The following is a 17,326-nucleotide window of genomic DNA, read 5'->3' as shown; positions in this document are numbered from 1 at the left end:
AGCTTACAAGCACACTACTTTTGCATACTTTTGTCATAAGCAACGGAAAAGCCACCGCCAGGTATGGCGGCTGGGCGGGTGCGGTCCGTCATCCCTTGTGCCCGCTGGGCGCAAAAAAACCCAGCGCGTAGGCTGGGTTTCTTGGGAAAAAGTGCTTACGCCGCAGCGATACACTCGATCTCAAGCAGGAAGTCCGGGTTGCCCATATCCGCAGCGATGGTCGTGCGGGCGGGGTATTCTCCCTCCTTGAAGTAGGTGCGATAGATGTCGTTCATTTTGCCGAAATCTTCCGCACGCTTCAGGATCACGTTGGCTTTGACGATCTTGTCCAGGCTGGAGCCGGCCTCTTCAAGCAAGGCCTTGATGTTGGCCATCACCTGATGCATTTGTGCGTCGAAGTCGTCCTTGGCGATCTCACGATCACCAAAAAACGCGGGCTGGCCCGAAACAAACACAAAGCCGCCGGAGCGCACTGCCGGCGAGAGCGGCGCGCGTGGGGGCGTGACTTTTGACGAAGTGATAATTTCTTTACTCATGGATATCTCCTTGATAACAATGGGATGATTGGTGGACGACGGCCAGCGCTTATTGCGCGCTTGCGTTCGAGGTCTTCACCATTTTTTCGGCCTTGTCCATTTCAGACTTCAAATGTTCGGCGAACTCGGCGGGCGTGGTGCCGGCGGGCTCCAGGCCTTGGGCTGCCAAGCGCTCGCGTATGTCGGCCAGGCCTAGAATGCGTACGAACTCGGCACTTAACTGATCAATAATCGGCTGAGGCGTGCCTGCCGGCGCAATAACGCCGTACCAAGAGTTGGAGTTGAAGCCCTTGACGCCGGCTTCCGCGAAGGTTTCCACATCGGGTGCTGACGCAGTGCGTGTGTCGTCCGCCAGGGCGATAGCGCGCAACTTGCCCGACTGAATGTGCGGAAGGACATCGGGAGTATTGGCGAACATCATGTCGACGTGACCGCCCAGCAAGTCGTTAAGCGCGGGGGCCTGTCCACGGTATGGGATATGCAGTACATCGATATCGGCCTGGGTTTTAAGCATTTCGATCGCGATATGCGGTGAGGTGCCCGCGCCGAACGAAGCAAACGACAGCTCGCCCGGTTTGGCCTTGGCCGCCGCTATGATGTCCTTCAAGCTCTTGACCGGCACATCAGGATGAGCAACCAGCATGTGCGGAGTATAGGCTACCCAGCTGATGGGCGCGAAATCCTTCACGGTGTCATAGCGCAACGACTCGTGCAGGCTGGGGTTAATGGCGAAACTGTTGGCCACCATGCCCAGGGTATAGCCGTCGGGTGCGGCGCGGGCCACGATTTCGGTGCCGATCAGGGTGCCGGCCCCGGGCTTGTTGTCGATGATAACTGGCTGCTTGAAGCTTTCGCCCAGTTTCTGGCCCAGGCTGCGGGTCAGGTTATCGAGGGTGCCGCCTGCGGGGAAGGGCACAACAATGGTAATGGGTTTGCTTGGGTAAGCCTGCGCAAGCGTAACTGACGGAACTACCGCCAAAGCGCTTAATGCAACCAGACCAAGACGAATCATGTTCAAACGCATAGCAATCTATCCTTTTACAGTATGGTGGTGACAAGTTCACCGATGGATTCAATACGGGCTCTAATGACGTCGCCCGGCTCAAGCGAGCGCGGCGGCGTCAAGGCAAAGCCCACGCCGGACGGTGTGCCGGTGGCGATGATGTCGCCTGGCTCCAAGGTCATGCCGGCAGACAATTGAGCAATGATGCTGGGTACGTCAAACAGCATGTCCGATGTATTGGCCGACTGGCGCGATTCGCCGTTGACGTCCAGCTCCAGCCCCAGTTCGTTCGGGTTCGCGATGGCTGCTTTCAACGTGACAACCGGGCCGATAGGACAAGTGCCATCCAGGGACTTGCCTTTGAACCACTGGCCATGCAGCGCTTGCAGATCGCGGGCTGTGATGTCGTTCACGATGGTGTAGCCAAAGACGTGATCCAGCGCGTTTTCGGGGCTGATATCCCGACCCGCCTTACCAATTACGATGCCAAGCTCTACTTCATAGTCCAGCATGTTGGTGTGCTTGGCGTGCCGGCTTACTTGCGCCTGGTGTCCGACCACAGTGGTGGGCGCCTTGGTAAAGAACTCCAGTGCCTTGGGAAATTCGTCGGCGGGGCGGCCGCGCGCCAGGTTGCCTTCGACAATATGTGCGCGATAGTTTCTACCCACGCAGAAGATGTTCTTCGATGGGTTGGGAATGGGCGCCAGGACGGAGAGGCCTTCCGCGCTCAGTACGGGTTTGCCGGCTTTTTCGGACTGTTCCATCAGGCTGGTCAGGGCCTGGAGGGCCGGCTCGCCAAGACAGATGGCATCAAACACTTCGTTGGGCGCTTGAACGCCGTTCAGCAGGTGGTCATAAGTAGTCCAGGCTTGCGTAAGGTCGACCACGCGGCCATCGGCAAGCATGCCGCCCAAACGCGTTGCATCGTCATGGGCGAATGTAAGTAACTTCATAGAAATTAAGCTCCTGTTCTAGTGTGGGGCGGGCCGCCCAGTGTTTGCGTCAGCAAACCCTGGACATGCTCGCGGGCCAGGCGATCGGCGAGTGCACCGTCGCGTTTTTCGATGGCATCGATCAGCGCCAGGTGTTCCGCCAGCGAGTGGCGGGCGCGGTGTAGACGCTCTATGGTCTTGCTCTTGAGCATGCCGCGATGACCAAAGGACTTCCAGATTTTTTCCAGCAGATGGTTCTCTGCCAGGCGGACAATGGCTGCATGAAAATCGACGTTGGCCTTGGCATAGGCTTCAACATGCGCGTCCACGTTGTCTTCATTGAATGGCGCGAACAGGGCGCGCAAGGCATCGACATCCCGCTGCGAAGCGTTAAGCGCGGCTTCGCGCGCTGCAAAAGCTTCGAGCTCTATTCGTAGTTTCAGCCATTCGACATAGTCTTCCAGCGTCAGGGGTGACAGTAGCGCACCCCGCCGAGGCTCCATGTTAAGGATGCCTTCCTGTCCCAGCCGCAACAGCGCCTGGCGAACTGGCGTACGACTCACATTAAGCTTCTTGGCCAGTTCTTCTTCGCGAATACGTACCGGCGCTTCGATGTTCTTGACCAAGGCAAGTACGTGAGCGCGCACCGATTCGTAGATGTCGTCCTTGTGCTCCGTGGATTTTGTCGTAAGCATACGAGCCTCTCTTTTTGTATTCGCTGTGTATTATTGTATACGATATATCATGATCGTGCACGATGGCGTGTGTAGTACAGTCAGGAGACAGCATCTGCGCGGCCATTAACGGGCCAGTTGCATCGTTTCAAGGAGAGCTCATGAACCCATTACCGCCCTGTCCCAAATGTCAGTCTGAATACACCTACGATGACGGCGTCCTGTTGGTTTGTCCGGAGTGCGCACACGAGTGGCCCAAGCATGAAGAATCAGCCGGCACGTCTGATACTAAAATTTATCGGGACTCCGCCGGAAACGTGCTGGAGGACGGCGATACCGTTACGGTAATCAAGGACCTCAAGCTGAAGGGCTCAAGCGGCGTGATCAAGATGGGCACTAAAGTCAAGAATATCCGCTTGGTCGATGGCGACCATGATATTGATTGCAAGATCGACGGCTTTGGACCCATGAGCCTGAAGACAGAATTCGTGAAGAAGGTGCTCTGACCTGGCGAGCCGGTAGCGGCCATTCATTCAAACAGGAGTAAGCAGCATGAAAGTTCTGATGATTCTCACTTCGCATGACCAACTGGGCGACACAGGCCGCCAGACCGGCTTCTGGCTTGAAGAGCTGGCCGCGCCTTACTACGCCTTTAAAGACGCTGGCGCCGATATTGTGCTGGCATCACCCAAAGGTGGGCGGCCGCCCCTGGATCCCAAGAGTAATGAGCCGGACTTCCAGACCGACGAAACGCGTCGCTTTGAGGCCGACCAGCACGCCATGGCGCAGCTGGCCGACACGGTGCGCCTTAGCACCGTGTCGCAAGCGGATTTCGACACGGTGTTTTATCCGGGCGGCCACGGCCCACTATGGGACTTGGCGGAGGACGAGCATTCCGCCGCGCTGATAGCGTCCTTCCTGGACGCGGGCAAGCCGGTCGGGCTGGTGTGCCACGCACCCGGCGTGTTGCGTCACGTCAAGACACCAGCGGGTCGTCCGCTGGTCGAGGGCAAGCAAGTTACGGGGTTCAGCAACTCGGAGGAAGCGGGCGTCGAGCTGACCGATATCGTGCCATTCCTGGTCGAAGACGAACTCAAGGCCAAGGGCGGCATCTACTCGAAGGGGCCGGATTGGGCGCCTTATGTGGTCAGTGACGGTTTGCTGGTTACCGGCCAGAACCCGGCTTCCTCAACCGCGACGGCGCAACGCCTGCTTGAGCAACTTGGCGCAGGCAAGTAAACGTAGCGCCGGCCTCTGCGGCGGCTGACAAGACGCAGAGGCCACTCCTCAGTTAAACGCTTCCCGTGGCGGCCTGCTTGCGCTTGCCCAGCCAGCGACCCACCACGACAATCAGCACAGCCCCGATAATTTCGGCTGCCAATTTAAGCGTGCCGGAAGGCTCGCCGAACCGCTCCACGATGAGGATGTCGGTGATCAGCATTCCGCCCGCTATCCAGCCCAGCAGCGCTGCCCCGAAGGTGACCACGCTGGGAAAGCGGTCGATCAGTTTCAGCACCAGCGTGCTGCCCCAGATAATGATGGGTATGCTGATCACCAGGCCGAAGATGACCAAACCCAGTTGGTGATCGGGGTGTGCGCCCTGAGCCGCGCCGGCAATGGCCAGAACATTGTCCAGGCTCATGACGAAATCGGCCACGATAATGGTTTTGACCGCCGAGAAAATGGATGCGCTGCCGCTGATGTTGCCATGTGCATCCTCTTCTGGAACCAGCAGTTTGATGCCAACCCACACCAGCAATAGTGCGCCGGCAATCTTCAGGAAGGGTACGCTGAGCAGCGTCAGTGCGAAGGCAATCAAGGCTACGCGCAGGATAATGGCACCCGCAGTGCCCCACAGGATTCCCTGTAGGCGATGTTTCGGTGACAGGTTGCGGCAGGCCAGAGCAATAACTACGGCATTATCGCCACCCAGCAGTATGTCGATCAAAATGATCTGGAACACCGCAGCCCAGCTTAGGGTTTGTAAAAATTCAAGCATAAGTCGCCCTTAGAGTTTGATGTGCGAGGGAAACGGATCTGGCCGATCGCAATAGCGTGCCTGAATGCAAAAATGGCCTGATCCGTCAGGACACAGGCCACAGCTATCGCTGGAGTACAGACCTTGCCCTTGATGGCAAGGTCTTGCTTGCAACACGGATGTTGCCCGAGCACCGGGAGCTTGCATTTACTGCAAGACAGCCGTAATGACGATGCTTCGGAGGTAAGCTACTCCCCTTGATGGGCGCCAGTATAATCTAATACTGACTGAAGTTCTTCGTTCTCGAAGTTCAATGTAAAGCGGGTGGGCGGGCCATCCTTGGTTTCTCGTATCGTCAGCGCCAGAGCGCCCCCGCACAGCGTGGCGCTTTCCAGCTTGACGGCCTGGTCAGCCACCCAGGCGCTACCCCATACCTCCTGGTATTTTTGCTGCAGCTCGACACGGTAGGGCTTGTCGTCCACACCGTCCCATTTCCAAACGCCTTCGACCTTGGCCGGCACTATCCATTTGTAGATATTGATGCCGCCCAGCTCCAGGCGTTCGTCTGCTACCCAGTCGCCCATATCGAAGCTATGTGAAACGATGCGGGTGCCGGGGCGTAGCTGGCTTAGCAGACGTGGCCGCAACTGTATATTTATTGACTCCAGCAGGTATAGCGTTACTACCGTTGCTTCGCTGAAGTCGGCAGTGAAGATGTCTTCTTCGACGAAATCAACCAGGTATTCAACACCGGCGTATCCCGCTTCGTCCATGGCGTCTGCGATACGCAAGGGGTCAATTTCGACACCAATGCCGCGGGCACCGCGGTCTTTGGCTGCCTTGATCAGAATGCGACCATCGCCTGACCCAAGATCGTAAAGCACGTCCTGTCGGCCGATCGCGGCAAGGTTCAACATGGCCTGGACGACGGCGTCATCCGTGGGCACGAACGGCACATCCAGCAATTTCTCGGGTTGTGCGGAATAGTCGTCAAGGTCGTCAATCAAGTCTCTAAACAATGGCGTTCCCTGAAAGATAAAGTCTGGGGGTGGCAGCCTAGCCGCGCTCAGGCGTGATCACGCCATGGTAGTCAGACAGCTGTTATCGTAAAAAGATCCGCTCATGCTTCTGAGCTCGCGCCACATCGTTCCATAGAATGCGGGCAAAACACCCTAATCTACGGCCGGATCTGACAAAGCTTTAGCCCTCTGGCAGCGGTTTGGCGGCACCTGCGTTCCATGTAACAATCCCCTCCAATAATGCCTTACCCATCATAGAAATGGAGGCTATAGGCTGCCAAAAGAAGGGGGGCTTTGTCTTGCACGCATCCGTTATCGACCTGCCGGCCATCAAGGTCGACCACCGTGACATCGAGGTGCAATATAGCTTTTCGATAAGCCACGCGGCACAGCGCAGCGCCAACGATATTTCCGCAGAAATTCAGACGGGTTTAGAGCGCGTAGAGCGCGAGATCCTGGCGGGGGACGATCAGGCCGCGCTGCTAGACCAGGAGATTGATCGCCTCACAAATCATGCCGACAAGGTAGACAACCTCGTAGCCGTAGGCAGCGGCTTGCTGGCCGGGCTTGTCGATATCTTCTGGGTGGGCGAGTTCGATTTTCAGCGCGGCAAGGCCTGGAGCAACCGCACTGTCAACGACTTTGTCATGAAGACCGCCAAAGCACAGGGGTATACGGGTGACCGTCTGGACGGCGCCATCAAACACCTGGAAGGGAAATTCCCTAGTCCCACAGACAACATCTGGAAGGGAAAAGACATAGGCGTGTCTGCCAAAAGTCATCATCTGGATGACCTCGCGCATCATCCTACGCCTTTGGGTCTGTTCTTCTCGATCCTGACGCAGTTCACCAAGAAAGGCTACTTCCAGAATGGCGATGGCAGTTTCCTGCCCATCAGCATTGACGAGAAAGGCTTGGAACTGATCGGTACCGACATTCCTTCCAAGATTTTCTGTGGCACCGTTAATTGGTTCTTCCATTTGGTCAGCGACATGTCCGGCAGCAATAAGACGGCGGGCGTCGGCATGGGCATCCCTGGACCGATCGTGTCCTTGTTGAAAGAGTTGTCGGCCATCCCAGGCCTGAACAAGACGGGCTTGCCGCAGAAACTGAAAGAAGTTTTTGTCAAAGAGCGCTTCGACCTGCGCAGCGAAATGGCTGTCATGCACGAGTTGGGACGGCAAGCCATGCCGGTACTGCTTAACGAGGTGCTGGTCCGCGCCTTTTACTTCATTCGGCGCCTGGTCGCCGAGGTAAAGGCCAAAGGTTCGTTCCAAAACATAGAATGGAAGCGGACGCTGCCGTGGAACAACCGCACGATTGCCCGCATGCTGACCATCGCTACCGGCACCTTCACGGCCGTGGATCTGGCCGATGCTGCCATCCGGGCAGGCATGAAGTCCGGCGGCAACATGGCAACCTTTGGTGTGCAACTGGCGCTGCGGGTGAACTTTGTCGGCATAGGCCGCTTTGCCTTTGCCGTTTACTCGGATGTTTCCATGGGGGCGCAGCGTGGCAGCTTGCGCGATGACCGTATCGCACTATTAAGCCAACAACTGCATAGTCAAAGTGCAAAAGTCTCTTATATGCAAGGCGACATGTGGCAGGCCGCCGCGCACACGGAGTCCGCGCTGCACGGGGCCGAACAGATGATGCAACAAGCCATAGAGGTTTCCGTAAGCGCCTGGAACGCGGACCGCGCCTCATTACGCCGGATTGGTGAAATGAAACCCAATCTCGACCACCATAACCCGGGACTTGTTCTCGATATTCGAGACATCCTCGCCTAATGACTACCCCCATGCCTGATATGCAGGAAGCAGCGAGCTCGCTGGATACACAGGCTTTTGCCAGCACAGCGCGCTTGCCAGAGCTGATCCGTACTCAGATGGACAAGCTCAAAGAGCTGGACGACAACGTCCAGTCCGCCCTTAGCGCAGCCGGCGACGCCGAAAGCTCCGCCAAGAAGGCACAGGCGCTGTCTGCAGATCGGGGGTTCTTTACAGACAAGAAAAGAACCGCCATTGAGGGCTTGCAAGCTGCGGGCATTGAATTGGCCAAGGCTGTGCAAACCAGCGCCAAGGCGCAAAAGACGGCATTCGAGTTTCAAGAACGTCTGGCAGAAATTTCGAGCAAGCTGTTTGGTTTGGGTCTGCAAAACATCGCGGCGCGCCAGATAGTGGTGCGCGAACTGGAAGCGCGCCTGAAGGGCGCATCTGAAGAAGAGCTTTCCGAGCTGGCACGCCAGGAACTCCTGGGTGTCGTCAGGCAGTTGAAAGAGCAGGAGAGCCTGCTGAGGAAGCAGGACGCACTGAAAGAACAACAAGACAAGCTGGCTTCCGGACTGGCGTCACACGACAAGAAAATCGCGTATTTGCTGCAGCATACCGACGACTTGCACGCCATTCTCGTCGGCAGAATTGGTGGTATGGAGCAAGACGCAAAGCGCCAAGAAGAGGACATACAGTCATTGCGACAACATATGTCGGAAAACCAGGCCCAGGTGAGCCTGGCGCTCACAGAGCATGGCTCGGCACTAGCTGCCCTTGTCGAGAGGGCCGGCCGCGTAGACTTGAAGTTGAACGACCATGCAGAACAACTACAGGTCTCTGCGAGTAAAGCCCATGGGCTGGGCAAGGTAGTGGAAGAGCGGAAAGAAGAGACCTTCGCGTTGCGCCAACAGATCTCGGAGCAGCAGCTTCTTCTGCAAGGGCTGTCCAGGGCACTGGCCTTGGCCGAGGCGAAGGCCGAACAGGCCACGGCGGGCTTGAGTTCGTCGTTGGACAGGAGAGTGAATGTATTGCTCGCTGTCTCGGTAACGATGGCGATGGGCTTGGCTGTCGCGATGTATTTTCTGCACTGACATTCCTTAGCAAACCGGACTGATAGAAAAGTGGCAGGCAAAAAAATGCCCAGCGTCTCGGCTGGGCATTTTGCTGTTAACTGGTTTGCTTGTTAGCGGCTACGATCGCCTGCGCTGCGGCCTGCTTAAGCAGACTCTGATCCGAGCCGATAATGAAGATGCTGAAACCCCGTTGCTGGAATGCCGCCACTTTGGACGCATCTGGCAGGAAGATGCCCAGCGGCAGACCGTGCTCTTGGCCTACCGCCGCCACCCTATCCACCGCCGCTTCCACGGTGGGGTCATCTATTCTGTCCACGCCATAAGACACTGCCAGGTCGGCTCGGCCGATGAAAAGTGCGTCGACTCCGGGTACGGCCGCTATATCTGCAACGTTTGCTACCGCGGTAGCGGTTTCGATCTGCACCATGACAGCGGTTTGCCGGTCGCTGCTGACAATGTGTTGGGCCAGGGTTGCGCTGCCATATCCACCAGCACGGGGTGAGTTCGAGAACCCGCGTTGGCCGCCGGCCTCCCGGTATCTTGCGGCGTCAACAACTTGCGCCGCAGTGGCTGCGTCGTCAACGTGAGGAACCAGCACGCCGTGAGCGCCGCAATCCAACGCCTGGAGAATGTGTTCCGGCCGGTGAGAAGCCGTGCGCACCATGGCAGGCATCGCATGCGCCCTCGAGGCCAGGCAACACGCATCGAGGGCTTCGCGCCCGAAGGGAGCGTGCTCCGCGTCCAGGACAAGGAAATCCAGACCCGTCCCGGCCAGAAGCTCGACGGTTTGGTAGTGCGTGGTTTTGACGAAGGTGCCAAGGGCGCGCTCGCCGCTGATCAGTGCACTACGCAGATTGATGTCGGGGGCGGCGCTTCGCACTGAAACTTCGCGGTCTTCAGTCACGCGTCGTATTCCGGGCGTGCCGGCGTGAAGACGTCCAGGTTCAATACCGGTTCGTCGCCCACCACCGTGGCGCAGTGAACAACGTTGGGTGGAACCACAACGATGCCGCCCGGGCCCAAGCGCAAGACTTCGTCGCCGACGCGAAAGTCAACCGTGCCCTGCATGATGTAGGCGATCTGCTCGTGCGGATGCGAGTGGGGAAGCACTTCATGGCCGGGCCACAGGCGGTGAAGCGCCATGGTGGCACCGTTACCGCTGAATGCTTTGCGCTCGATACCGCGGCGCGCTGTCCTCCATTCGATAGCTTCCCAGTCTATTTGTTTGATGTCCATTTTGGTACTCCGGTAGGGGCCGATTGGGGTGCGAGGCGGTGCCGCCTCGCCTTCATTCAGTGATTCGAGATGTCGAGGGATTCAATTGTTTTGGACCAGAGCTGATGATCTTGATCCAGGATTTCCGCCAGCTTTTCCGGGCTCACCGGATTAGGCACCATGCCCATTCCGCTCAGGCGTTCAGCGACATCGGGTAGGGCCACAATACGGTTGATTTCCGCGTTGATCGCCTTCACCAGTTCAGGGTCCATGCCTTTGGGGCCGAACACGCCATACCAGTTCGTCACAACGAAATCCGGCACGATGTCCGAGGCGCTGGGTACACCAGGTACCAGTTCGCTTGGTGTCGACTCCGTTACGGCGATCAGTCGTACATTGCCCGGTTCGGCGTGGCGCAACAACAGCGATGCGCCGCCCGCAAACATGTCGACTTCGCCTTGAAGCAAGGCGGTCACGGCAGGGCCGCCGCCTTTATAGGGAATATGCACCATTTCCAGGCCGGCTCTCTCTTCAAGCAGCGCCAGGGTCAGGTGATTATGTGTGCCGATACCGCCGGATGAATAATTGACTTCGCCCGGGTGGGCGCGCACGTACTCAATGAGTTCCTGGAAAGTCTGTGCCGGGAACGAAGGCTTGACCGCAATGACATTGATCGCTTGGGCCAGCATGGCGATGGGTACAAAATCTTCCATGGGTCCAAAGTTAAGCGACGTATACAGGCTGCCGTTCATGGCGTGGGTAGACATCGCCCCAATCTCGAGCGTATGGCCGTCGGGCGCCGCCCGGGCTACCCGCGCAGCGCCGATGTTGCCACCCGCGCCCGGGACATTCTCGACGATGGCATTTGCGCCCTTGTCTTTGAAGTAATGCTGCGCGATCAAGCGACCGAAGATGTCAGTGGACCCGCCCGGCGCGAATGGCACCACCAGCGAGACGGGCTTGTTCGGATAGTCAGTTTGTGCAGACACCGCTGGTGCGGCCAGCATGGTTGCCATGGCCGTGCATGCTGCGATCAGCGGTTTATAAATTCTTGGTAGCTTCTTCATTTGGATTCTCCATTAATGACCGGCCTGCCTACCTTGTAGGCGTCCCAACCATCTGGTGCTGTGTTCATAGATATCGAACGGTAATTCAGTGTAGAGAGGCGATATTCCGCCCGCAACGCTGTAGGCGACAGATTCCGCAGCGCGGAATATCGGTACAATCGGCTCTTCTTTAGCCTTCGTGGCGGCAGAACCCAGGATGATGAGAATATGGCCGTGATTCAGTCGGTGCGCCGCGCGTTCATGGTGCTTAGGGCAATGAACGAACGGCCTGTTTGGTCGTTGCAGGAGCTCGCGCAGCGCACCGGGCTGGCGAAATCCACCCTTCACCGCACGCTGGCAGCTTTACAGCAAGAGCACTACGTGCGGTCACACGAAGGCATGTACGGCCACTATGAACTCACGAGCGCCGTCACCGAGCTGAGCAAAGGCGTTGTGCAACAGAGCCGGCTCGTCGATGTTGCGGCGCCCATACTAATCTCCACGACCAAGCGCATCAAATGGCCGCTGTCGGTGGCTACGGTCAATGGCTCCGATCTTCGCGTTGATTTTTGCACCATGCCCTACAGCCCTTATGCCATCCGCCCCAGCAGCTATGGAAGACGGTACGGGCTGTTCGATTCGGCCTTGGGCCGCGCCTACTTCTCGTTTTGCGACCGGGACGAACGGCGCATCTTGTTTGACTTGCGCCGAGCACAACACCAGGACGATGGCCAGCTCCCGCCGTCGGACCTGCGCTACTTGATTCGTCAGACCCGCAAGCAGGGCTACGGCGTGCGCCGCGGGAATCGGGATTCAGAAAGTAGCGCCTTGGCCGTGCCGATCTTTGCCGGCGATTATCTGCTGGGTGCGTTGGCCTATTCCACGTTCTCTCGTACGCTGAACGACAGCGTGGTCTCTAGATTCGCGCCCATTCTTCAGGAGACGGCGCGCAGGATCGGGGATGGGTGGCTGGCGGGGGAGAGGCCGCCGGTCTTAAGTGCTATGGACTTACACGAAGCGAGAAGCAATCCGGTAAAACATACAAATTGCTACACGACGGACTTCTTATGAAACAGGATAGGCGGTACGCTTTGGCTGTTTTGGTCCTGAAGGAACGTATTATGCGAACACGTATGGTGTTAGCTGCATCTGTTATGGCAGTCTGCTCACTGGCGTTGTCTGCCCAAGCAGCGCCGCCTGAGGGCAAAGGCTCTGATAACCGGGCAAATAATTCCGGCAACCCGGACAAGGGTGGCAAGGGCAACCCGCATGCATGGGATAACTCAGGTAATAGAAATCCCGGACTTGGTGACCTCGTGTATGCCGGGATCACCGCTGTCCTGGCTCGCGAGTACGCGCTGGATTTTGGACTGAGCGGCTATTCTACGCTGCCGCCCGGTATACGAAAGAACTTGGCGAGAGGCAAGCCCATCCCTCCTGGGATCGCCAAGAAAATGGTGCCTAGCTCGCTCTTAGGTCGTCTGCCAAGACACCCCGGCTACGAATGGCGTGTAGCGGGTACTGATTTGATCCTGATCTCTGTGGCTACAGCAGTCGTTGCCGATATCTTGTACGACGTCTTTGATTAAGGAAAAGCATAAGCCATGCCTCAATGGTAATCTCGTCCCTACGGCAAGTTACCCCTTGCCGCAGACCCTTCACCCAGTGGACCTACATGCCAAAGGAGGCACAAATGGCCAAGAAGCTATTGATGTTGGTGGGAGATTACGCAGAAGACTACGAGACCATGGTTCCGTTCCAGGTCTTGCTGACAATCGGCCATATCGTGCATGCTGTCTGCCCCGACAAGAAGTCGGGCGATTCGGTGATCACTGCCATACACGATTTTGAAGGCGATCAGACCTATAGCGAGAAGCCGGGTCATCGATTCACTCTTAACCACGATTTCGACGCGGTGAACCCGGCCGACTATGACGGTTTGGTAATTCCGGGCGGTCGCGCACCGGAATACTTGCGCATGAACGATCGTGTGCTGGACATCGTGCGTCACTTCAACGACGAGGGTAAGCCTATTGCAGCGGTCTGCCATGGCGCGCAGATTCTGGCGGCGGCCGGCATACTTAAAGGCCGTACCTGCTCGGCGTATCCGGCCTGCGCGCCCGAAGTGCGGCTTGCCGGGGGCACCTACGCCGAGATCGCCATCGATGCGGCCCATACCGACGGCAACCTCGTCACGGCACCGGCCTGGCCGGCGCATCCGGCGTGGATGGCGCAGTTCCTTAAGGTGCTGGGCACCAGGATCGAGCCCTAGCACGCTGTTCACAATGCTAGAGCGATCTCATCTTGAAGTTCTGCGGGCGGTTGAAAAGCACGGTACCGTCACGGCCGCTGCCGAATCGCTTCACCTGACGCAGTCTGCGTTGAGCCACACGATCGCCAAGCTCGAACGGCTTTTTGGTGTGCCGCTCTGGCTGCGGGAGGGCCGTTCCTTGCGGCTCACGCAGGCGGGGGAATATCTGCTGGCCATGGCGCAACGCCTGCTTCCGCAATTCGAGACCGCCGAAGCCTTCCTGAAGCAGTATGCGGAAGGCGAACGCGGCACCTTGCGCATAGGCATGGAATGCCACCCCTGCTATGAGTGGCTATTGAAAGTAGTGTCACGCTATCTGGGAGACTGGCCGGATGTCGATATCGACGTGAAGCAGAAGTTTAGCTTCGGCAGCATGGGGGCGCTCTTCAATCATGAAATTGATCTCATCGTCACGCCCGACCCATTGCTCACTCCTGGCGTCAGCTATCTGCCCGTCTTCGACTATGAACAGGTGCTGGTGGTGGGGCGCGGGCATGCGCTTGCGACGCAACGCCATGTGCTGCCCGCTGATCTCGTTCCAGAGACGCTGATCACCTATCCGGTCGAGCCGGCCCGGTTGGATGTGTACAGCCAATTCCTGCTGCCAGCAGGCGTGATGCCGCGCCGTCACAAGACGTTGGAAAGCACCGATATCATGCTGGAGATGGTGGGGGCAGGCCGCGGTGTGGCAGCCCTACCCCGATGGCTGGTGCTGGAGTACGCAAAACGTGTGAACATCGTGCCGGTGAGCCTGGGCAAGCGCGGCATACACAAGCAGATTCATCTGGGCCGCCGTGGCTCAGATCACGAACCAGAATATCTGAAGGCGTTCATAGACGTCGCCCGGTCGATGACTGTCGAAATGCCGGTCTCTGAATAGGTGGTGGGAAGCGCTCGAGCGTTATTGATGATGATATTTCATATAACCATGAAATAATACCATTTTACTTCATGTATTGCTCGCGGTTAGCATCCGTTGTTCACCAAAAAACTCTCGAGCCGCCCAGGAAAACAGGGTGAGCGCTGGCCCATCAAGCGCCGCAAAGACCACTTCATGAAAGACAACATCACACGCCCACTTCGCTTAGTCGGGGTTTCAGGTGGATTGCACCCCACTTCAAAGGCAGCAGCCTTGACAAAGCGCCTTCTGGAACTGATTGCTGACCAGGTTCACGTCGAACAGCACTTGATCGAATTGGGCAGGCTCACGCCGCAATTTGCCAGCGCGGTCAGCCGATCCCAATTGCCCGATGCCGTGGAGGCTGCGCTCACAGCGGTTGAACGGGCTGACGTGCTGGTGGTGGCTACACCAGTCTACAGGGGCTCGTACACCGGGTTGTTCAAGCACTTTTTTGACTTCGTTCACCAGGATGCTTTGATCGACAAGCCAGTGTTGTTGGCCGCGACGGGAGGCAGTGAGCGTCATGCATTGATGATTGATCACCAGCTACGGCCACTTTTCAGTTTTTTCCAGGCACGCACGCTCCCCATTGGGGTTTATGCCACAGACAAGGACTTTGAAAACGGACGGCTACAGGATCGGGCGGTGATTCAGCATGCAGCACTGGCAGTTCAACGCGCCTTGCCCTTCTTGGAATTCACGCCACCAAACGTGTCTGGCAACCGCCCACTGGATGATCTGGCTTGCGTCCACGCGAGCGCTGCGTGAAGGTACCGAGCTAGATTTATTGATTGTTAAGATTCAGGACACCACAGCAAATGGAAACAGAATTCCTTTATACCGTTCACAGCATTGCCTTTGATGAGAATTATCGTCCAGCAGATGCGACCCGTCTTACGACAAATTTTGCGAATCTGGCCAGGGGGAGAACCGCCAGGAGAATCTGCGAAACACCTTGAAGATGATTGATAACCGCTTTAATAGCCTGGCGCACTGGGATAACCCCACCGGTGATCGCTACGGTGTTCAGTTGGAAATCATCTCTGTGGAAATGAGCCTTGGTGCCGACAGGAATGGCGGTGCGTTCCGGCTGATGGAAGTGCTAAGACCGAATATTCTTGACAAGAAAACCGGAGAGCGCACAGAGGGGATAGTAGGGAATAATTTCTCTTCATATGTGCGTGATTATGATTTCAGCGTTCTGCTACGGGAACACAATAAAGATAAGCCTATTTTCGAGGTTCCTGATGACTTCGGAGATTTGCATGGAAAGTTGTTCCAGCAATTCCTGAACTCGGAAGCCTACAGAAAGCACTTCCGCAAACTGCCAGTTATTTGTCTGAGCGTTTCCAGTAGCAAGACCTATTACCGGACAGAGAACCGGCACCCCGTATTAGGGATGGAATATCGGCAAAGCGAAGCGTCATTGACCGATCAGTATTTCGGGAGAATGGGCATGCGGGTACTGTACTTTATGCCGCCTGGCAGCGTGGCTCCCTATGCTTTCTACTTCATGGGTGATCTGTTGAACGATTACAGCAATCTGGAACTGATAGCGACCATCAGCACCATGGAAGCCTTCCAGAAGATATACCGCCCTGAAATCTACAACGCCAACTCGACGGCCGGCAGCGTCTTTAAACCCAGCCTGGACAACCAGGACTGCTCATATACAAAAATCATCTATGACCGGGAAGAGCGCGATCATTTGGCGGTGAAGCAAGGGCAATACGCAGAAGCGGAGTTCATCAGCCCTCGCCGCGACTTCCTTGAGCAATGGGTCGCCGACTACGCACTTTAATCATCTACGACATACGAGAAAAAATCATGGAAAAAATATTACCCACATCCACAGCAGGCAGCATGCCTAAACCGTCCTGGTTGGCTGAGCCCGAAAAGCTCTGGTCGCCCTGGAAGCTGGAGGGAGACGCGCTGATCGAGGGAAAGCAGGACGCGCTGCTGCTGGCACTAAAGGAACAGCAACAGGCCGGTATCGACATCGTCAGCGACGGGGAACAGACTCGCCAGCATTTTGTGACCACCTTCATAGAGCATTTGAACGGCGTCGATTTTGAAAAGCGTGAAGTCGTCAAGATTCGGGATCGCTACGATGCAAGTGTGCCGACAGTCGTGGGTGCGGTAAGCAGGTCAAAGCCGGTCTTCGTCGAAGACGCGAAGTTCTTGCGCCGTCACACGACGCAACCGATCAAGTGGGCACTGCCAGGCCCCATGACGATGATAGACACGCTGTACGACAACCATTACAAAAGCCGCGAAAAGCTCGCCTGGGAATTTGCCAAGATTCTGAATCAGGAGGCCAGGGAGCTGGAGGCAGCGGGCGTCGACATCATCCAGTTTGATGAGCCCGCCTTCAATGTGTTCTTCGATGATATGAATGATTGGGGCGTGGCAGCCTTGGAAAGGGCGATTGAAGGGCTTCAGTGCGAGACTGCCGTGCACATTTGCTACGGATACGGCATCAAGGCCAACACCGATTGGAAGAAGACGCTTGGGTCGGAGTGGCGCCAGTACGAAGAGTCATTCCCGAAGCTGAAGAAGTCCAATATCGACATCATTTCTCTAGAATGCCATAACTCGCATGTGCCGATTGATTTACTTGAACTCATACGTGGCAAAAAGGTGATGGTAGGCGCCATCGACGTCGCTAGCAAAACCATTGAAACGCCTGAGGAAGTCGCTGCCACCCTACGAAAGGCGCTTCAGTTTGTGGACGCTGACAAGCTGTATCCTTGCACCAACTGCGGCATGGCGCCGTTGTCTCGTGCCGTGGCAAGAGCGAAGCTCCAGGCTCTTACGGCCGGAGCGGAAATTGTTCGGGCAGAAATATCAATCTAAGCTGAAAATG

19 protein-coding genes and 1 pseudogene are annotated in these 17,326 nt (G+C 56.8%); 11 read left to right on the top strand and 9 right to left on the bottom strand.

All coding sequences use genetic code 11. The features are described 5' to 3' along the window. Positions 1-155: 155 nt before the first annotated feature. From CKA81_RS12050 to CKA81_RS12035, 4 genes are read right to left on the bottom strand one after another with little or no spacing between them, the layout of a single operon-like run. Positions 156-536, bottom strand: a complete 381-nt coding sequence (locus CKA81_RS12050) for a RidA family protein (protein ID WP_128355477.1) — start codon at positions 534-536, stop codon at positions 156-158. Between the two features lie 49 nt (positions 537-585). After that, entirely contained in the window at positions 586-1,560 is a 975-nt protein-coding gene (locus CKA81_RS12045; RefSeq protein ID WP_128355476.1) for a tripartite tricarboxylate transporter substrate binding protein, read from the bottom strand. Positions 1,561-1,574: 14 nt separating this feature from the next. After that, positions 1,575-2,492, bottom strand: a complete 918-nt coding sequence (locus CKA81_RS12040) for a fumarylacetoacetate hydrolase family protein (protein ID WP_128355475.1) — start codon at positions 2,490-2,492, stop codon at positions 1,575-1,577. Positions 2,493-2,497: 5 nt separating this feature from the next. Next, positions 2,498-3,166, bottom strand: coding sequence for a GntR family transcriptional regulator (locus CKA81_RS12035; protein WP_128355474.1), 669 nt, complete (start codon positions 3,164-3,166; stop codon positions 2,498-2,500). A gap of 140 nt (positions 3,167-3,306) precedes the next feature. Here CKA81_RS12035 and CKA81_RS12030 point away from each other — a divergent pair, with 140 nt between their 5' ends. Further along, positions 3,307-3,651, top strand: a complete 345-nt coding sequence (locus CKA81_RS12030) for a zinc ribbon domain-containing protein YjdM (RefSeq protein WP_128355473.1) — start codon at positions 3,307-3,309, stop codon at positions 3,649-3,651. 46 nt (positions 3,652-3,697) lie between these two features. Next, entirely contained in the window at positions 3,698-4,384 is a 687-nt protein-coding gene (locus CKA81_RS12025; RefSeq protein ID WP_128355472.1) for a type 1 glutamine amidotransferase domain-containing protein, read from the top strand. 52 nt (positions 4,385-4,436) lie between these two features. Here CKA81_RS12025 and CKA81_RS12020 read toward each other — a convergent pair whose 3' ends face one another. Further along, positions 4,437-5,144 carry a TerC family protein gene (locus CKA81_RS12020; protein ID WP_128355471.1) on the bottom strand — a complete coding sequence of 236 codons (708 nt, stop codon included), beginning with the start codon at positions 5,142-5,144 and terminating at the stop codon, positions 4,437-4,439. A gap of 227 nt (positions 5,145-5,371) precedes the next feature. After that, positions 5,372-6,130 (bottom strand): class I SAM-dependent methyltransferase, encoded by a 759-nt coding sequence (locus CKA81_RS12015; protein WP_228255711.1) that lies wholly within the window; start codon positions 6,128-6,130, stop codon positions 5,372-5,374. A gap of 311 nt (positions 6,131-6,441) precedes the next feature. On the opposite strand from CKA81_RS12015, the gene CKA81_RS12010 reads away from it, so the two are divergent. Beyond that, positions 6,442-7,932 carry a hypothetical protein gene (locus CKA81_RS12010; RefSeq protein ID WP_199287540.1) on the top strand — a complete coding sequence of 497 codons (1,491 nt, stop codon included), beginning with the start codon at positions 6,442-6,444 and terminating at the stop codon, positions 7,930-7,932. An 11-nt stretch (positions 7,933-7,943) separates the two neighbouring features. Next, positions 7,944-9,005, top strand: a complete 1,062-nt coding sequence (locus CKA81_RS12005) for a coiled-coil domain-containing protein (RefSeq protein WP_128355469.1) — start codon at positions 7,944-7,946, stop codon at positions 9,003-9,005. A 76-nt stretch (positions 9,006-9,081) separates the two neighbouring features. On the opposite strand, the gene CKA81_RS12000 is transcribed toward CKA81_RS12005, so the two are convergent. Genes CKA81_RS12000 through CKA81_RS11990 form a run of 3 tightly spaced genes read right to left on the bottom strand, consistent with a single transcriptional unit; the run spans position 9,082 to position 11,269 of the window. Further along, positions 9,082-9,891, bottom strand: a complete 810-nt coding sequence (locus CKA81_RS12000) for an HpcH/HpaI aldolase family protein (protein WP_128355468.1) — start codon at positions 9,889-9,891, stop codon at positions 9,082-9,084. After that, entirely contained in the window at positions 9,888-10,223 is a 336-nt protein-coding gene (locus tag CKA81_RS11995; RefSeq protein ID WP_128355467.1) for a cupin domain-containing protein, read from the bottom strand. Before CKA81_RS11995 ends, CKA81_RS12000 begins: the two co-directional genes overlap by 4 nt. A 56-nt stretch (positions 10,224-10,279) precedes the next feature. Further along, entirely contained in the window at positions 10,280-11,269 is a 990-nt protein-coding gene (locus CKA81_RS11990) for a Bug family tripartite tricarboxylate transporter substrate binding protein (RefSeq protein ID WP_128355466.1), read from the bottom strand. A 207-nt stretch (positions 11,270-11,476) separates the two neighbouring features. Here CKA81_RS11990 and CKA81_RS11985 point away from each other — a divergent pair, with 207 nt between their 5' ends. The 7 genes and pseudogenes from CKA81_RS11985 to CKA81_RS11955 all read left to right on the top strand — a co-directional run bounded on the left by CKA81_RS11985 (position 11,477) and on the right by CKA81_RS11955 (position 17,316). Then, positions 11,477-12,319, top strand: a complete 843-nt coding sequence (locus CKA81_RS11985) for a helix-turn-helix domain-containing protein (protein ID WP_128355465.1) — start codon at positions 11,477-11,479, stop codon at positions 12,317-12,319. Then, positions 12,316-12,837 carry an anti-virulence regulator CigR family protein gene (locus CKA81_RS11980; RefSeq protein ID WP_394342513.1) on the top strand — a complete coding sequence of 174 codons (522 nt, stop codon included), beginning with the start codon at positions 12,316-12,318 and terminating at the stop codon, positions 12,835-12,837. The genes CKA81_RS11985 and CKA81_RS11980 overlap by 4 nt, the downstream gene beginning before the upstream one ends. 104 nt (positions 12,838-12,941) lie before the next feature. Then, positions 12,942-13,520 carry a DJ-1/PfpI family protein gene (locus tag CKA81_RS11975; protein ID WP_128355464.1) on the top strand — a complete coding sequence of 193 codons (579 nt, stop codon included), beginning with the start codon at positions 12,942-12,944 and terminating at the stop codon, positions 13,518-13,520. A gap of 13 nt (positions 13,521-13,533) precedes the next feature. Next, positions 13,534-14,439 (top strand): LysR family transcriptional regulator, encoded by a 906-nt coding sequence (locus CKA81_RS11970; RefSeq protein ID WP_128355463.1) that lies wholly within the window; start codon positions 13,534-13,536, stop codon positions 14,437-14,439. 186 nt (positions 14,440-14,625) lie between these two features. Continuing rightward, positions 14,626-15,228 carry an FMN reductase gene (msuE, locus tag CKA81_RS11965; RefSeq protein WP_128356767.1) on the top strand — a complete coding sequence of 201 codons (603 nt, stop codon included), beginning with the start codon at positions 14,626-14,628 and terminating at the stop codon, positions 15,226-15,228. 50 nt (positions 15,229-15,278) lie between these two features. Beyond that, a pseudogene (locus tag CKA81_RS11960) lies at positions 15,279-16,261 on the top strand (DUF1852 domain-containing protein). Between the two features lie 26 nt (positions 16,262-16,287). Further along, positions 16,288-17,316, top strand: a complete 1,029-nt coding sequence (locus CKA81_RS11955; RefSeq protein ID WP_128355462.1) for a methionine synthase — start codon at positions 16,288-16,290, stop codon at positions 17,314-17,316. The last annotated feature ends 10 nt before the right edge of the window (positions 17,317-17,326 follow it).

This window comes from Pollutimonas thiosulfatoxidans (assembly GCF_004022565.1).
Classification (GTDB): Bacteria; Pseudomonadota; Gammaproteobacteria; order Burkholderiales; family Burkholderiaceae_B; genus Pusillimonas_D; species Pusillimonas_D thiosulfatoxidans.
The sequence above is the reverse complement of the archived record's forward strand: the minus strand, read 5'-3'. Positions and strand labels throughout refer to the sequence as shown.

What these genes read in the sequence shown, in the direction of transcription:
- CKA81_RS12050 (WP_128355477.1), bottom strand. Translation starts at nt 536, where the DNA reads ATGAGTAAAGAAATTATCACTTCGTCAAAAGTCACGCCCCCACGCGCG.
- CKA81_RS12020 (WP_128355471.1), bottom strand. Translation starts at nt 5,144, where the DNA reads ATGCTTGAATTTTTACAAACCCTAAGCTGGGCTGCGGTGTTCCAGATC.
- CKA81_RS12025 (WP_128355472.1), top strand. Translation starts at nt 3,698, where the DNA reads ATGAAAGTTCTGATGATTCTCACTTCGCATGACCAACTGGGCGACACA.
- CKA81_RS12030 (WP_128355473.1), top strand. Translation starts at nt 3,307, where the DNA reads ATGAACCCATTACCGCCCTGTCCCAAATGTCAGTCTGAATACACCTAC.
- CKA81_RS12040 (WP_128355475.1), bottom strand. Translation starts at nt 2,492, where the DNA reads ATGAAGTTACTTACATTCGCCCATGACGATGCAACGCGTTTGGGCGGC.
- CKA81_RS11990 (WP_128355466.1), bottom strand. Translation starts at nt 11,269, where the DNA reads ATGAAGAAGCTACCAAGAATTTATAAACCGCTGATCGCAGCATGCACG.
- CKA81_RS11995 (WP_128355467.1), bottom strand. Translation starts at nt 10,223, where the DNA reads ATGGACATCAAACAAATAGACTGGGAAGCTATCGAATGGAGGACAGCG.
- CKA81_RS11980 (WP_394342513.1), top strand. Translation starts at nt 12,316, where the DNA reads ATGAAACAGGATAGGCGGTACGCTTTGGCTGTTTTGGTCCTGAAGGAA.
- CKA81_RS12045 (WP_128355476.1), bottom strand. Translation starts at nt 1,560, where the DNA reads ATGCGTTTGAACATGATTCGTCTTGGTCTGGTTGCATTAAGCGCTTTG.
- CKA81_RS11975 (WP_128355464.1), top strand. Translation starts at nt 12,942, where the DNA reads ATGGCCAAGAAGCTATTGATGTTGGTGGGAGATTACGCAGAAGACTAC.
- CKA81_RS12035 (WP_128355474.1), bottom strand. Translation starts at nt 3,166, where the DNA reads ATGCTTACGACAAAATCCACGGAGCACAAGGACGACATCTACGAATCG.
- CKA81_RS11985 (WP_128355465.1), top strand. Translation starts at nt 11,477, where the DNA reads ATGGCCGTGATTCAGTCGGTGCGCCGCGCGTTCATGGTGCTTAGGGCA.
- CKA81_RS11970 (WP_128355463.1), top strand. Translation starts at nt 13,534, where the DNA reads ATGCTAGAGCGATCTCATCTTGAAGTTCTGCGGGCGGTTGAAAAGCAC.
- CKA81_RS11955 (WP_128355462.1), top strand. Translation starts at nt 16,288, where the DNA reads ATGGAAAAAATATTACCCACATCCACAGCAGGCAGCATGCCTAAACCG.
- CKA81_RS12005 (WP_128355469.1), top strand. Translation starts at nt 7,944, where the DNA reads ATGCCTGATATGCAGGAAGCAGCGAGCTCGCTGGATACACAGGCTTTT.